The organism is Enterobacter sp. 198 (assembly GCF_009025585.1).
GTDB classification, from domain to species: domain Bacteria; phylum Pseudomonadota; class Gammaproteobacteria; order Enterobacterales; family Enterobacteriaceae; genus Enterobacter; species Enterobacter ludwigii.
The window spans coordinates 95,230-109,409 of the sequence record NZ_WCIM01000007.1 but is presented as its reverse complement, the minus strand read 5'-3'; the positions used below and the strand labels follow the sequence as shown (position 1 = coordinate 109,409).

Below are 14,180 nucleotides of genomic sequence, written 5' to 3'. Positions count from 1 at the left end.
ATGTGTGTTCGAGTCTCTCAAATTTTCGCAAACCGGTGATGAATCGAAAGAAACATCTTCGGGTTGTGAGGTTAAGCGACTAAGCGTACACGGTGGATGCCCTGGCAGTCAGAGGCGATGAAGGACGTGCTAATCTGCGAAAAGCGCCGGCGAGGTGATATGAACCTTTGACCCGGCGATGTCCGAATGGGGAAACCCAGTGTGTTCCGACACACTATCGTTAACTGAATACATAGGTTAACGAGGCGAACCGGGGGAACTGAAACATCTAAGTACCCCGAGGAAAAGAAATCAACCGAGATTCCCCCAGTAGCGGCGAGCGAACGGGGAGCAGCCCAGAGTCTGAATCAGCTTGTGTGTTAGTGGAAGCGTCTGGAAAGTCGCACGGTACAGGGTGACAGTCCCGTACACGAAAGCACACAGGCTGTGAACTCGAAGAGTAGGGCGGGACACGTGGTATCCTGTCTGAATATGGGGGGACCATCCTCCAAGGCTAAATACTCCTGACTGACCGATAGTGAACCAGTACCGTGAGGGAAAGGCGAAAAGAACCCCGGCGAGGGGAGTGAAAAAGAACCTGAAACCGTGTACGTACAAGCAGTGGGAGCCTCTTTTATGGGGTGACTGCGTACCTTTTGTATAATGGGTCAGCGACTTATATTCTGTAGCAAGGTTAACCGTATAGGGGAGCCGAAGGGAAACCGAGTCTTAACTGGGCGTTAAGTTGCAGGGTATAGACCCGAAACCCGGTGATCTAGCCATGGGCAGGTTGAAGGTTGGGTAACACTAACTGGAGGACCGAACCGACTAATGTTGAAAAATTAGCGGATGACTTGTGGCTGGGGGTGAAAGGCCAATCAAACCGGGAGATAGCTGGTTCTCCCCGAAAGCTATTTAGGTAGCGCCTCGTGAACTCATCTTCGGGGGTAGAGCACTGTTTCGGCTAGGGGGCCATCCCGGCTTACCAACCCGATGCAAACTACGAATACCGAAGAATGTTATCACGGGAGACACACGGCGGGTGCTAACGTCCGTCGTGAAGAGGGAAACAACCCAGACCGCCAGCTAAGGTCCCAAAGTCATGGTTAAGTGGGAAACGATGTGGGAAGGCACAGACAGCCAGGATGTTGGCTTAGAAGCAGCCATCATTTAAAGAAAGCGTAATAGCTCACTGGTCGAGTCGGCCTGCGCGGAAGATGTAACGGGGCTAAACCATGCACCGAAGCTGCGGCAGCGACACTATGTGTTGTTGGGTAGGGGAGCGTTCTGTAAGCCGTTGAAGGTGTCCTGTGAGGGGTGCTGGAGGTATCAGAAGTGCGAATGCTGACATAAGTAACGATAAAGCGGGTGAAAAGCCCGCTCGCCGGAAGACCAAGGGTTCCTGTCCAACGTTAATCGGGGCAGGGTGAGTCGACCCCTAAGGCGAGGCCGAAAGGCGTAGTCGATGGGAAACAGGTTAATATTCCTGTACTTGGTGTTACTGCGAAGGGGGGACGGAGAAGGCTATGTTAGCCGGGCGACGGTTGTCCCGGTTTAAGCATGTAGGCGGAGGTTCCAGGTAAATCCGGTTCCTTATTAACGCTGAGGTGTGATGACGAGGCACTACGGTGCTGAAGTAACAAATGCCCTGCTTCCAGGAAAAGCCTCTAAGCATCAGGTAACATCAAATCGTACCCCAAACCGACACAGGTGGTCAGGTAGAGAATACCAAGGCGCTTGAGAGAACTCGGGTGAAGGAACTAGGCAAAATGGTGCCGTAACTTCGGGAGAAGGCACGCTGATATGTAGGTGAAGCCCCTGCGGGTGGAGCTGAAATCAGTCGAAGATACCAGCTGGCTGCAACTGTTTATTAAAAACACAGCACTGTGCAAACACGAAAGTGGACGTATACGGTGTGACGCCTGCCCGGTGCCGGAAGGTTAATTGATGGGGTTAGCGGTAACGCGAAGCTCTTGATCGAAGCCCCGGTAAACGGCGGCCGTAACTATAACGGTCCTAAGGTAGCGAAATTCCTTGTCGGGTAAGTTCCGACCTGCACGAATGGCGTAATGATGGCCAGGCTGTCTCCACCCGAGACTCAGTGAAATTGAACTCGCTGTGAAGATGCAGTGTACCCGCGGCAAGACGGAAAGACCCCGTGAACCTTTACTATAGCTTGACACTGAACACTGGTCCTTGATGTGTAGGATAGGTGGGAGGCTTTGAAGCGTGGACGCCAGTCTGCGTGGAGCCAACCTTGAAATACCACCCTTTAATGGCTGGTGTTCTAACGTAGACCCGTAATCCGGGTTGCGGACAGTGTCTGGTGGGTAGTTTGACTGGGGCGGTCTCCTCCCAAAGAGTAACGGAGGAGCACGAAGGTTAGCTAATCCTGGTCGGACATCAGGAGGTTAGTGCAATGGCATAAGCTAGCTTGACTGCGAGAGTGACGGCTCGAGCAGGTGCGAAAGCAGGTCATAGTGATCCGGTGGTTCTGAATGGAAGGGCCATCGCTCAACGGATAAAAGGTACTCCGGGGATAACAGGCTGATACCGCCCAAGAGTTCATATCGACGGCGGTGTTTGGCACCTCGATGTCGGCTCATCACATCCTGGGGCTGAAGTAGGTCCCAAGGGTATGGCTGTTCGCCATTTAAAGTGGTACGCGAGCTGGGTTTAGAACGTCGTGAGACAGTTCGGTCCCTATCTGCCGTGGGCGCTGGAGAATTGAGGGGGGCTGCTCCTAGTACGAGAGGACCGGAGTGGACGCATCACTGGTGTTCGGGTTGTCATGCCAATGGCACTGCCCGGTAGCTAAATGCGGAAGAGATAAGTGCTGAAAGCATCTAAGCACGAAACTTGCCCCGAGATGAGTTCTCCCTGAGACTTTAAGTCTCCTGAAGGAACGTTGAAGACTACGACGTTGATAGGTCGGGTGTGTAAGCGCAGCGATGCGTTGAGCTAACCGATACTAATGAACCGTGAGGCTTAACCTTACAACGCCGAAGGTGTTTTGGCGATGAGAGACGATTTTCAGCTGATACAGATAACAGAATTTGCCTGGCGGCTTTAGCGCGGTGGTCCCACCTGACCCCATGCCGAACTCAGAAGTGAAACGCCGTAGCGCCGATGGTAGTGTGGGGTCTCCCCATGCGAGAGTAGGGAACTGCCAGGCATCAATTAAAAGAACCCCGTACCGTATGGTGCGGGGTTTTTTGCTTTGGGTTTTTCCCGCTGCCGGAGAGAGCATCAGACAGCACACCAATTCAAAATAAACGCGGCGATCTCCTCAACGTTATTCAAATCCAGTACCGGTATCTCCAGATCCAGGGCTACGTCACTGGCGACTGCAATTACATGCTCATCGAGCGTCAGCTCGTGAACATCATGCCCGGCATGGCTTCTGAACAGCAGGAGCTTCGCCACCGCGTCATGCTTAAACCCCTCAACCAGCACCAGATCCAGAGTAGAGTGATCCATCCGGCTAACCAGATACATGAGATCCAGCGGCGCTTCATCCGGTGTTTCAGTCATCAATGCCCAGCGCTGATCACTCGCCACCATCGTTTGGGCTGCTCCCGCCTTACGCAGCTCATAGCTGTCTTTTCCCGGCTTATCGACATCCATATTGTGATGCGTATGCTTAATTAATCCGGGGCGAACACCTTTAGCGCAAAGCGCAGGGATCAGTTTTTTCAGCAGCGTCGTTTTCCCGGTACCACTCCAGGCTGAAATGGCCAAAACAGGTATCATTTTTTCTCCTGCATCATCTGCAAATCTTCTGTGGTATTGACGTTTATAAACGCCGACTTCAAATCGCTAAAATCGACGGGATGGCCGCCTGACTGGCGCATAAAAGTCATCACCCTGCGCTCTCCTGCCGTCAGGTACTCCTGTAACGCCGGAACTAACGAACGGTGGATCAACGCAACAGCAGGGTGGTCACGCTCACCGTCATGGGCCCAGACAACGGGTGCGCTACCACGAAGCCGTACCATGCGTTCGACAAGACAAGACGGAATAAACGGGGTATCACACGGACAGAAGATAAACCACTCCCCGTGCGACTGCTGCATAACCGAAAGCATACCGGCCAGCGGCCCGGGGTAATTCTCCTGCGTATCCTCGTAAACGGGATACCCGCTACGCTGATAAACATCTCTATGCCTGTTAGCGCTGATGGCCATTGTCATGACCTGGCCCGCAAGCGTATCAGCGACATGCTGCCAGAGTGGCTTACCGTTAAGGAGCTGAAGACCTTTATCTTTCCCCCCCATTCGGGTTGCCTTGCCACCCGCCAGAACAACGCCGATTATTTGCTGGCCATGATTCATGAATATCGCCTCTTTTATTGTGGGATTGACCCTGCTAACGTGTCACTCTCAATGAAAGGAGCACCACCATGAAATGTAAACGTCTGAATGAAGTCATTGAACTCCTCCAGCCGGCCTGGCAAAAAGAACCAGAGCTTAATCTGATGCAATTTTTACAGAAACTGGCGAAAGAGTCAGGTTTTGACGGCGAACTGACAGACCTTTCTGACGATATCCTGATCTACCATCTCAAAATGCGCGACTCTGCCAAAGACGCTGTTATTCCTGGTATTCAGAAAGATTATGAGGAAGATTTTAAAACCGCGTTGCTGCGTGCACGTGGCGTAATTAAAGAGTAAAAGCTTGTAAGCGGCGGCACCGAAATCGCCACAAGATGATATCCTGAATCATTCGTATAATTTCCGGATGATCGGATGAACGACCAGGCTTTTACTTTCCAGACATTACACCCGGATACCATTATGGATGCGCTGTTTGAACAGGGTATTCGGGTGGATTCCGGGCTAACTCCCTTAAATAGCTACGAAAACCGCGTCTATCAGTTTCAGGACGAGGATCGTCAGCGCTTCGTCGTAAAGTTCTATCGCCCTCAACGTTGGTCCGCAGAACAAATTCAGGAAGAGCACCAGTTTGCTCACGATCTGCTGGATGATGATGTTCCCGTTGCCGCGCCGCTTAAATTTAATAACCAAACGCTGCTCACCCACGAAGGGTTTTACTATGCCGTATTCCCAAGCCTGGGGGGCCGCCAGTTTGAAGCGGATAATATCGATCAGATGGAGTGGGTTGCCCGATATCTGGGACGCATTCACCAGACGGGACGCAAAGAAGACTTTATTGCCCGTCCGACAATCGGTATTCAGGAATACCTGCTTGAACCTCGTCAGGTATTTGAAACCTCGGCGCTAATCCCCAAAGCGCTTAAGGATAATTTCCTCAACGCGACCGATAAACTTATTGATGCGGTGAAAACCTGCTGGCGCGATGATATTTCCGTTCTGCGTCTGCACGGCGATTGTCACGCTGGTAATATTCTCTGGCGTGATGGCCCGCTGTTCGTCGATCTCGATGATGCACGTATGGGGCCTGCGGTTCAGGACCTGTGGATGCTGCTCAATGGCGATAAAGCTGAGCAACGGATGCAGCTTGAAACGATTATTGAGGCCTATGAAGAGTTTAGCCCTTTTAATTCAGACGAAATTGTCCTGATTGAACCTTTACGCGCGATGCGTTTTGTTTATTATCTCGCATGGTTAATCAGGCGTTGGGACGATCCTGCATTTCCCCGTAATTTCCCGTGGCTTACCGGAGAGGATTACTGGCGCAGCCAGATATCCACATTTACTGAGCAGGTTAAGGTTCTTAAGGAGCCCCCTCTGCAATTAACGCCGATGTATTAATTGGACACACCCAGGAGAGAGTTAATCATGAAAAAAATTTGGCTGGCGCTGGCAGGTATGATTCTGGCATTTAGCGCTTCTGCTGCGCAGTTTACCGACGGCAAACAGTATACGACGCTGGAAAAACCAGTCGCTGGCGAGCCACAGGTTCTGGAGTTCTTCTCATTCTATTGCCCACATTGCTATCAGTTCGAGCAGGTGCTGCATGTTTCCGATAACGTGAAGAAAAAGCTGCCAGAAGGCACCAAAATGACCAAGTATCACGTTGAGTTCCTGGGCCCATTGGGTAAAGACCTGACTCAGGCATGGGCGGTAGCTATCGCGCTGGGCGTGGAAGATAAGATCACTGCACCAATGTTTGAAGCAGTCCAGAAAACCCAGACAGTTCAGACGACTGCAGATATCCGTAAAGTCTTCGTGGATGCCGGTGTGAAAGGTGAAGAATACGACGCGGCATGGAACAGCTTTGTGGTGAAATCTCTGGTAGCCCAGCAGGAAAAAGCCGCCGCAGACCTTCAGCTGCAGGGCGTTCCGGCGATGTATGTTAACGGCAAATATCAGCTGAACACGCAGGGCATGGACACCAGCAGCATGGATATCTTCGTACAGCAGTACGCGGATACCGTGAAATATCTGGTCGAGAAGAAGTAAGAGCAATAAAGAAAAAAACGCCGGTCACTGACCGGCGTTTTTGTATGAAGATTTAATCTTTTCTATCTGTTCATCTTTCTCATTCCAGAGCGTATTCAGCCAACGCTGGAAAAGACGTTTGAAATTCTTATCGTTAACGTAATCCCCGTGCAACCCGTCATCAACCGGCACCAGCTCGATGCGTACAACGATCCGCGTCAGCTTGCCGCTGAGCATATCGAAGAAGGGTGTCCTGTCGTTTTCCGGATAGCAGAGCGTGACGTTGAGTAATTTATCGAACTGCGCGCCCAACACGTTAAGCGCCATCGCAATGCCCGCAGCCTTGGGCGGCAGCAGGTGCTGATAAGGAGAGCGAGTTTGTTGACGCTTCTCTTCCGTAAAGCGCGAGCCTTCCACGAAGTTCACAATGGTTGTCGGATGCGCGCGAAATTTTTCGCAGGAACGGCGCGTGGTTTCCACATCTTTACCACGACGCTCCGGATGACGAAGCAAATAGCTGCGCGAATAGCGTTTCATAAACGGCATATCGAGCGCCCAGCAGGCCAGACCGATAAAAGGCACCCAGGCGAGCTGCTGTTTCAGGAAGTATTTGTTCATCGGGATATGTTTGCGGAAAAGCACGCATAACACCACGATGTCTGCCCAGCTGTGGTGGTTGCAGATAAGCAGGTACCAGTTCTTTTTATTGAGGCCTTCAAGCCCTTCCACATCCCACTTCAGGTGTGGGTTCAGGTACAACAGGAACGCCAGTCCTTCACACCAGCAGTACATCATGAAATTACAAAATGCGGATACGGCTCGCCATACCACGGGCACGGGCAGCAGCAACTTAATGATGCCGGCAATAATGATCGGCACAGAACAGGCGACAGTCACCAGAATAGTTAAAATGATGCTTAAAGGTAATGTTATTGCTGCGAGCAATCTCGACATGATGAGCTTTTTCAGATGGTTAGCTGTAAGTGAGCGGCCGGCTATCCGGTGCAGGGCGCTGATTTTATCAGAAATCAGACAAAATAAGGGTGCTTTCATGCCAGGCGTTGCGGGATAACGCCCGGGAGCAGAAGATTTCGCTATAACGGCATGCGGCCCAGGGCTTATATCCACATAGACTAAATTGTCATCAATTGGCCATAAAGATCAAATGAAAGATAATAAATCTATGATATATAGCATCTATTTATTATGAGGTATGTACTTTTAGCGTCTGTTATTCCTGTGACGTAAAAGTATGCACAAACTTATCCACAGATTTATTTTTGCGAGCGATCCTCACGATCGCAAAATCTTTTCCTGTATCTGGCGCTAATAACTGATGTTTTCATCCTTCTGTGGCATCCTTTACGCATAAATTGATTAAAGGCACGGACATTATGGTTCAGATCCCAGAAAACCCTCTTATTCTCGTCGACGGCTCTTCTTACCTGTATCGGGCGTACCATGCGTTTCCTCCTCTGACCAATAGCGCAGGGGAACCTACCGGCGCAATGTACGGCGTGCTAAACATGCTGCGCAGCCTGATCCTTCAGTACCAGCCAACCCATGCGGCAGTGGTGTTTGATGCGAAAGGTAAAACCTTCCGCGACGAGCTTTTTGAGCATTACAAATCTCACCGTCCGCCAATGCCTGACGATCTGCGTGCGCAGATTGAACCGCTGCACGCGATGGTAAAAGCGATGGGCTTGCCGCTGCTGGCCGTCTCTGGGGTCGAAGCCGATGACGTAATAGGTACGCTGGCACGTGAAGCAGAAAAAATGGGTCGTCCGGTACTGATCAGTACAGGGGATAAAGATATGGCGCAGCTGGTAACGCCGGGTATCACCCTGATTAACACCATGACCAACACCATCCTTGGGCCTGAAGAGGTGGTCACAAAATATGGCGTGCCGCCAGAGCTGATTATCGACTTCCTCGCGCTGATGGGCGACTCCTCGGATAACATCCCGGGTGTACCTGGCGTGGGTGAAAAGACCGCCCAGGCTCTGCTTCAGGGATTGGGCGGGCTGGATACGCTATACGCGGAGCCGGACAAAATCGCCGGGCTCTCCTTCCGTGGTGCAAAAACCATGGCCGGAAAGCTGGAAGAGAACAAAGAGGTGGCTTATCTCTCCTATAAGCTGGCAACCATTAAAACCGATGTTGAACTGGAACTGGGTTGTGAGCAGCTGGAAGTGCAGCAGCCTTCCGCAGACGAACTGCTAAGCCTGTTTAAGAAATACGAATTCAAGCGCTGGACCACGGACGTGGAAGCCGGTAAATGGCTGCAGGCAAAAGGGGCCAAACCGGCCGCTAAGCCAAAGGAGACGATTGTCATTGATGCCGAAGAGCTGGCAGAAGAAGAGGCCATCGCGCTCTCTTTCGACAATTACGAAACCCTCCTTGAAGAGTCACAGCTGGTGGCGTGGATTGAGAAACTCAAAAAAGCGCCGTTCTTTGCCTTCGACACGGAAACCGACAGCCTCGATAACATCTCGGCCAATATGGTCGGCCTGTCATTTGCGACGGAGCCGGGAATGGCGGCCTATGTGCCCGTTGCACATGATTACCTCGATGCGCCTGATCAGATCCCGCGTGAGCGTGTGCTGGAGCTGCTGAAGCCGATTCTGGAAGATGACAAGGCGCTTAAGGTCGGGCAAAACCTCAAATATGATCGCGGCATTCTGCAAAACTATGGCATTGAGCTGCGCGGCATTGCGTTCGATACCATGCTGGAATCTTACATTCTCGACAGCGTGGCGGGTCGTCACGATATGGACTCCTTATCCGACCGTTGGCTCAAGCATAAGACCATTACCTTTGAAGAGATTGCCGGAAAAGGTAAAAACCAGCTCACCTTCAATCAGATTGCCCTGGAAGAAGCGGGTCGCTACGCGGCCGAAGACGCCGATGTCACGCTGCAACTGCACCTGAAGATGTGGCCAAAACTGCAGAAGCACGAAGGTCCGCTGAACGTGTTCCAGCACATTGAGATGCCGCTGGTACCTGTGCTCTCGCGCATTGAGCGCAACGGCGTAAAAATTGATCCGACGGTGCTGCATAACCACTCTGGAGAACTGGCGCAGCGGTTGACCGAGCTTGAGCAGAAGGCGCATGAGCTTGCCGGCGAACCGTTTAACCTTTCGTCTCCGAAACAGCTTCAGACCATCCTGTTTGAAAAACAGGGAATTAAGCCGCTGAAGAAAACCCCTGGCGGCGCGCCATCAACGTCTGAAGAAGTGCTTGAGGAACTGGCGCTGGATTACCCGCTGCCAAAAGTGATTCTCCAGTACCGTGGTCTGGCGAAGCTGAAGTCTACCTATACCGATAAACTTCCGCTGATGATCAACCCTAAAACGGGCCGCGTGCATACCTCGTATCATCAGGCTGTGGCGGCGACCGGTCGTCTCTCCTCGACCGATCCAAATCTGCAGAACATCCCGGTACGCAATGAAGAAGGCCGTCGTATCCGTCAGGCGTTTATCGCGCCAGACGACTACCTGATCGTCTCGGCCGACTACTCGCAAATTGAGTTGCGTATTATGGCGCACCTGTCACGCGACAAGGGGCTGCTGACGGCCTTTGCGGAAGGAAAAGATATCCACCGTGCAACGGCGGCTGAAGTCTTTGGGCTGCCGCTGGACAGCGTGACTCACGAGCAACGTCGCAGTGCTAAGGCGATCAACTTCGGTCTGATCTACGGCATGAGCGCCTTTGGCCTTTCGCGCCAGCTCAACATTCCGCGTAAAGAGTCGCAGAAGTATATGGATCTCTACTTCGAGCGTTATCCGGGCGTGCTGGAATATATGGAACGCACCCGTGCGCAGGCGAAGGAGAAAGGCTACGTCGAAACCCTGGATGGCCGTCGCCTTTATCTGCCGGACATCAAATCAAGCAACGCCGCGCGTCGTGCCGGTGCAGAACGTGCTGCCATCAACGCCCCGATGCAGGGGACGGCGGCAGACATTATTAAGCGCGCGATGATTGCGGTTGATGCCTGGCTGGAAAAAGAGAAGCCACGCGTGAAGATGATCATGCAGGTACACGATGAACTGGTATTCGAAGTCCACAAAGATGATCTGGACACCGTGTCGAAGAAGATCCACGAACTGATGGAAAGCAGCATGACGCTTGACGTGCCGTTGCTGGTGGAAGTGGGCAGCGGTGAAAACTGGGATCAAGCTCACTAAGGGTTCTGCCAATAACGCGCTTTTTATGTAAGTTAGCAACATAACAAAGTGCGTTTTGTGACGATCATTAGAATTCCCTATGTAAAGAATGAAAAAAAACTACAAAAAGTGCTTTTTCTACAGCAAAAAAAGGGGTAGAGTTATTCGCGTAGGGTACAGAGGTAAGATGTTCTATCTTTCAGACCTTTTACTTCACGTAATCGGATTTGGCTGAATATTTTAGCCGCCCCAGTCAGTAATGACTGGGGCGTTTTTTATTGCGGCAAAGAAAAATCCAGGCAAAAAAAGCGCGGACATCGCCGCGCTCGGTATTACTCTTCTTCCGCTTCCGTCGCGGGTTCCAGCTCGTTGAACCAGCTATCGAGCTTCTGACGCAGCTTGTCGACACCCTGCTTTTTCAGTGAGGAGAACGGCTCTACCTGTACGTCGCCGTTAAAAGCCAGCACCGCTTCGCGAACCATATTCACCTGCGCTTTACGCGCGCCGCTCGCCAGTTTATCCGCTTTAGTCAGCAGTACCAGCACGGCTATCTCACTTGAGACAGCCCAGTCGATCATCTGCTGATCGAGATCTTTCAGGGGATGGCGGATATCCATCAGCACCACCAGACCTTTCAGGCACTGGCGTTTTTCCAGGTATTCACCCAGCGCACGCTGCCATTTGATCTTCATCTCTTCCGGTACTTGCGCGTAACCATATCCCGGTAAGTCGACCAGGCGTTTGCCTTCTGCCACTTCAAACAGGTTAATCAGCTGAGTACGGCCAGGTGTTTTTGAGGTACGCGCCAGGCTCTTTTGATTGGTCAGCGTATTCAGGGCGCTGGATTTCCCCGCGTTAGAGCGGCCAGCAAAAGCCACTTCAATGCCAGTATCAGAAGGAAGGTGGCGGATATCGGGCGCACTGGTGACAAAATGCGTCTGTTGGTAGTTCCAGGTAGTCACGTGGTCGTCTCCAAAATCGTAATCTGAGGGGGATTATACCTGAATGCCGGCAAAAGACTTTTTTGATTGCACAGTGCCTGTAGGTTAAAACCCTGGCGGTTGTGAGAGATCGGCTATGAATACTATGGGAGATTTCAGAGAATTCGCAGGCGTTAAAAAAGCCAAATTGTTTTAAATCATAAGCTTATTCTCGGGTAATTATCTGAAAATCCGTTTTTGTGCCGTTTCGTTGCTTGTCAGTTTAACTGAACAGGGTAAAGTGTGCGTCAGGGCGAGGAAGCCAACAGGAAACAGACTTAAGGATTAGGGTCAGGAGCGCCAGGAGGCGAAGACGCAGGATTGTCAGGATGACCAACGCCTGGAGGCGTTTTAACAGGAAACGGAACCGTATCACGGATGGTATTAGCCAAGGGATAAACAGGGTTTGTTGTTGGCAAACACGGAATGTCTGACCCGTTAAGGGTTGTGAGTCAGGAAAAAAGGCGACAGATTGCTCTGTCGCCTTTTTTCTTTGCTTGCTTTCTGCTAGATTTCGCCGCAATTCTATACTGAAGAAAACGACTTAAAGATAAAACATCATGAAAAAACCGACCTCCGCTGCGGGCGCTAAACGCCCTGCAAAAGCACACCGCAAAACGCGCGAAGAACTGAACCAGGAATCGCGCGATCGCAAACGCGATAAAAAACATCGCGGTCATGCTGCGGGTAGCCGTGCAAACGGTGGTGATGCTTCTGGCGCTTCTGCGAAAAACAAGCAGCAGAAAGACCCACGTATTGGCAGTAAAACACCTGTTCCACTGGGCGTGACAGACACCCCGGTCACTAAGCAGCACAAACCAAAGAGCGAGAAACCTATGCTTTCACCGCAGGCTGAGCTGGATTTGCTGGAGAACGATGAGCGCCTGGACGCGCTGCTGGAACGTCTTGAAGAGGGGGAAACCCTGACCGCCGAAGAGCAGTCATGGGTTGATGCCAAACTGGACCGCATTGATGAGCTGATGCAGAAGCTGGGTCTGTCTTACGACGATGACGAAGACGAAGAAGAAGACGAAAAGCAGGAAGATATGATGCGTCTTCTGAAGGGTGGAAACTAACATTTGCATCCGGCAGGGACGATAGTCCTGCTAATAACCCTTCCGGTTATATGTTATCTGGTGTGGTTATTCGTTAAACTACGGCGGTTGTCGCGGCGACAGAAGTGGCTGCGCACCCGAGTGATGGCCCGAGATGGGACCAGAACGGGCCGCCGTATGCGAACGCGACACCAACGGAAGGAGTGAGCATGTCTGTACCAACTATCGACTGGGATTTGGCCCTAATCCAGAAATATAACTATTCCGGGCCGCGTTATACGTCATACCCCACCGCGCTGGAGTTCTCCGATAGTTTCGGCGAGGCGGCGTTTCAGCAGGCTGTCGCGCGCTACCCCGAGCGACCGCTGTCGCTCTATGTCCATATTCCGTTCTGCCACAAGCTCTGCTACTTCTGCGGCTGCAATAAAATCGTTACCCGTCAGCAACATAAAGCCGATCAGTATCTGGATGCGCTGGAGCAGGAAATTCTGCACCGTGCCCCGCTGTTTGCCGGCCGTCACGTCAGCCAGCTTCACTGGGGTGGGGGGACGCCAACGTATCTGAATAAAGCGCAGATCAGCCGTTTAATGACGCTCCTGCGCAACAACTTCCGTTTTAACGACGATGCTGAAATCTCGATCGAGGTCGATCCGCGCGAAATTGAGCTGGATGTACTGGATCATTTACGCGCTGAAGGTTTCAATCGCCTGAGCATGGGCGTGCAGGACTTCAACAAAGAGGTGCAGCGGCTGGTGAACCGTGAGCAGGATGAAGAGTTTATCTTTGCCTTACTCAACCACGCCCGCGATATCGGCTTTACGTCGACCAATATCGACCTGATTTACGGCCTGCCTAAGCAAACGCCGGAGAGCTTCGCCTTCACGCTGAAACGCGTGGCCGAACTCAACCCGGACCGCCTGAGCGTCTTTAACTATGCGCATCTGCCGACGCTGTTTGCCGCTCAGCGCAAAATCAAAGATGCCGACCTGCCTTCTGCCCAACAGAAGCTGGATATTCTGCAGGAAACCATCGCCTCGCTGACCGAAGCCGGTTATCAGTTCATCGGGATGGATCACTTTGCTCGTCCGGATGACGAGCTGGCTATTGCCCAGCGCGAAGGCGTACTGCACCGAAATTTCCAGGGCTACACCACCCAGGGCGACACCGATTTGCTGGGGATGGGCGTCTCCGCCATCAGCATGATCGGTGACTGCTACGCGCAGAACCAGAAAGAGCTGAAGCTTTACTATCAGCAGGTAGATGACGCGGGCAACGCGCTGTGGCGCGGTATCGCGTTAACGCGCGATGACTGCATCCGTCGTGATGTGATTAAGGCGCTCATCTGTAACTTCCGTCTTGATTTCAGCGAGGTGGAAACGCAGTGGGAACTGCATTTCAGCGATTACTTTGCTGATGACCTGAAGCTGTTAGCGCCTCTGGCAAAAGATGGGCTGGTGGATGTTTCAGAACGTGCAATTGACGTGACACCCAAAGGGCGCCTGTTGATTCGTAATATCTGCATGTGCTTCGACGCCTATCTGCGTCAGAAAGCGCGTCTGCAGCAGTTCTCACGCGTCATTTAAGACGTGCCAACATATTTGGCCGGGTAAGGCGAAGCCGCTACCCGGCTTTTTTG

General features: G+C 52.0%; 11 protein-coding genes and 2 rRNA genes. 9 read left to right on the top strand and 4 right to left on the bottom strand.

What is annotated here, in order from left to right:
* The first annotated feature begins 69 nt into the window (after window positions 1-69).
* Together F8561_RS02435 and rrf are read left to right on the top strand one after the other, a co-directional pair.
* Window positions 70-2,975: ribosomal RNA gene (locus tag F8561_RS02435) — 23S ribosomal RNA — on the top strand.
* Window positions 2,976-3,038: 63 nt separating this feature from the next.
* Window positions 3,039-3,154: ribosomal RNA gene (rrf, locus tag F8561_RS02430) — 5S ribosomal RNA — on the top strand.
* A gap of 74 nt (window positions 3,155-3,228) precedes the next feature.
* Here the strand turns inward: rrf and mobB are convergent.
* Together mobB and mobA are read right to left on the bottom strand one after the other, a co-directional pair.
* Entirely contained in the window at window positions 3,229-3,732 is a 504-nt protein-coding gene (gene mobB, locus F8561_RS02425) for a molybdopterin-guanine dinucleotide biosynthesis protein MobB (RefSeq protein ID WP_063157195.1), read from the bottom strand.
* Window positions 3,729-4,313, bottom strand: a complete 585-nt coding sequence (mobA, locus tag F8561_RS02420; protein WP_151887107.1) for a molybdenum cofactor guanylyltransferase MobA — start codon at window positions 4,311-4,313, stop codon at window positions 3,729-3,731. The genes mobB and mobA overlap by 4 nt, the downstream gene beginning before the upstream one ends.
* Window positions 4,314-4,381: 68 nt before the next feature.
* Between mobA and F8561_RS02415 the strand changes: the two genes are divergently transcribed.
* The 3 genes from F8561_RS02415 to dsbA all read left to right on the top strand — a co-directional run bounded on the left by F8561_RS02415 (window position 4,382) and on the right by dsbA (window position 6,364).
* Entirely contained in the window at window positions 4,382-4,651 is a 270-nt protein-coding gene (locus tag F8561_RS02415; protein ID WP_010436801.1) for a YihD family protein, read from the top strand.
* Window positions 4,652-4,726: 75 nt separating this feature from the next.
* Window positions 4,727-5,713 (top strand): serine/threonine protein kinase, encoded by a 987-nt coding sequence (locus F8561_RS02410; RefSeq protein WP_020883991.1) that lies wholly within the window; start codon window positions 4,727-4,729, stop codon window positions 5,711-5,713.
* A gap of 27 nt (window positions 5,714-5,740) precedes the next feature.
* Window positions 5,741-6,364 (top strand): thiol:disulfide interchange protein DsbA, encoded by a 624-nt coding sequence (gene dsbA / locus F8561_RS02405; RefSeq protein WP_020883990.1) that lies wholly within the window; start codon window positions 5,741-5,743, stop codon window positions 6,362-6,364.
* A 24-nt stretch (window positions 6,365-6,388) separates the two neighbouring features.
* Here the strand turns inward: dsbA and F8561_RS02400 are convergent, their stop codons facing one another.
* Complete coding sequence (locus tag F8561_RS02400) at window positions 6,389-7,240, bottom strand: acyltransferase (RefSeq protein WP_232937915.1); 852 nt, start codon at window positions 7,238-7,240, stop codon at window positions 6,389-6,391.
* On the opposite strand from F8561_RS02400, the gene F8561_RS24300 reads away from it, so the two are divergent.
* Both F8561_RS24300 and polA read left to right on the top strand, forming a co-directional pair.
* A complete protein-coding gene (locus tag F8561_RS24300) occupies window positions 7,137-7,415 on the top strand; it encodes a hypothetical protein (RefSeq protein ID WP_223399272.1) in 279 nt (92 codons plus the stop codon). The genes F8561_RS02400 and F8561_RS24300 overlap by 104 nt on opposite strands.
* 322 nt (window positions 7,416-7,737) lie before the next feature.
* Complete coding sequence (gene polA, locus F8561_RS02395) at window positions 7,738-10,530, top strand: DNA polymerase I (protein ID WP_151887106.1); 2,793 nt, start codon at window positions 7,738-7,740, stop codon at window positions 10,528-10,530.
* Between the two features lie 311 nt (window positions 10,531-10,841).
* Here polA and yihA read toward each other — a convergent pair whose 3' ends face one another.
* Complete coding sequence (yihA, locus tag F8561_RS02390; RefSeq protein WP_014172255.1) at window positions 10,842-11,471, bottom strand: ribosome biogenesis GTP-binding protein YihA/YsxC; 630 nt, start codon at window positions 11,469-11,471, stop codon at window positions 10,842-10,844.
* 578 nt (window positions 11,472-12,049) lie between these two features.
* Here yihA and yihI point away from each other — a divergent pair.
* Complete coding sequence (gene yihI / locus F8561_RS02385; RefSeq protein WP_014172254.1) at window positions 12,050-12,565, top strand: Der GTPase-activating protein YihI; 516 nt, start codon at window positions 12,050-12,052, stop codon at window positions 12,563-12,565.
* A gap of 188 nt (window positions 12,566-12,753) precedes the next feature.
* Window positions 12,754-14,127 (top strand): oxygen-independent coproporphyrinogen III oxidase, encoded by a 1,374-nt coding sequence (gene hemN / locus F8561_RS02375; protein ID WP_032680057.1) that lies wholly within the window; start codon window positions 12,754-12,756, stop codon window positions 14,125-14,127.
* The last annotated feature ends 53 nt before the right edge of the window (window positions 14,128-14,180 follow it).

Excerpts from the sequence above, each read along its gene's own strand:
- dsbA (WP_020883990.1), top strand. The coding sequence starts at position 5,741 with ATGAAAAAAATTTGGCTGGCGCTGGCAGGTATGATTCTGGCATTTAGC.
- F8561_RS02415 (WP_010436801.1), top strand. The coding sequence starts at position 4,382 with ATGAAATGTAAACGTCTGAATGAAGTCATTGAACTCCTCCAGCCGGCC.
- polA (WP_151887106.1), top strand. The coding sequence starts at position 7,738 with ATGGTTCAGATCCCAGAAAACCCTCTTATTCTCGTCGACGGCTCTTCT.
- F8561_RS02410 (WP_020883991.1), top strand. The coding sequence starts at position 4,727 with ATGAACGACCAGGCTTTTACTTTCCAGACATTACACCCGGATACCATT.
- mobA (WP_151887107.1), bottom strand. The coding sequence starts at position 4,313 with ATGAATCATGGCCAGCAAATAATCGGCGTTGTTCTGGCGGGTGGCAAG.
- mobB (WP_063157195.1), bottom strand. The coding sequence starts at position 3,732 with ATGATACCTGTTTTGGCCATTTCAGCCTGGAGTGGTACCGGGAAAACG.
- hemN (WP_032680057.1), top strand. The coding sequence starts at position 12,754 with ATGTCTGTACCAACTATCGACTGGGATTTGGCCCTAATCCAGAAATAT.
- yihI (WP_014172254.1), top strand. The coding sequence starts at position 12,050 with ATGAAAAAACCGACCTCCGCTGCGGGCGCTAAACGCCCTGCAAAAGCA.
- F8561_RS24300 (WP_223399272.1), top strand. The coding sequence starts at position 7,137 with ATGAAATTACAAAATGCGGATACGGCTCGCCATACCACGGGCACGGGC.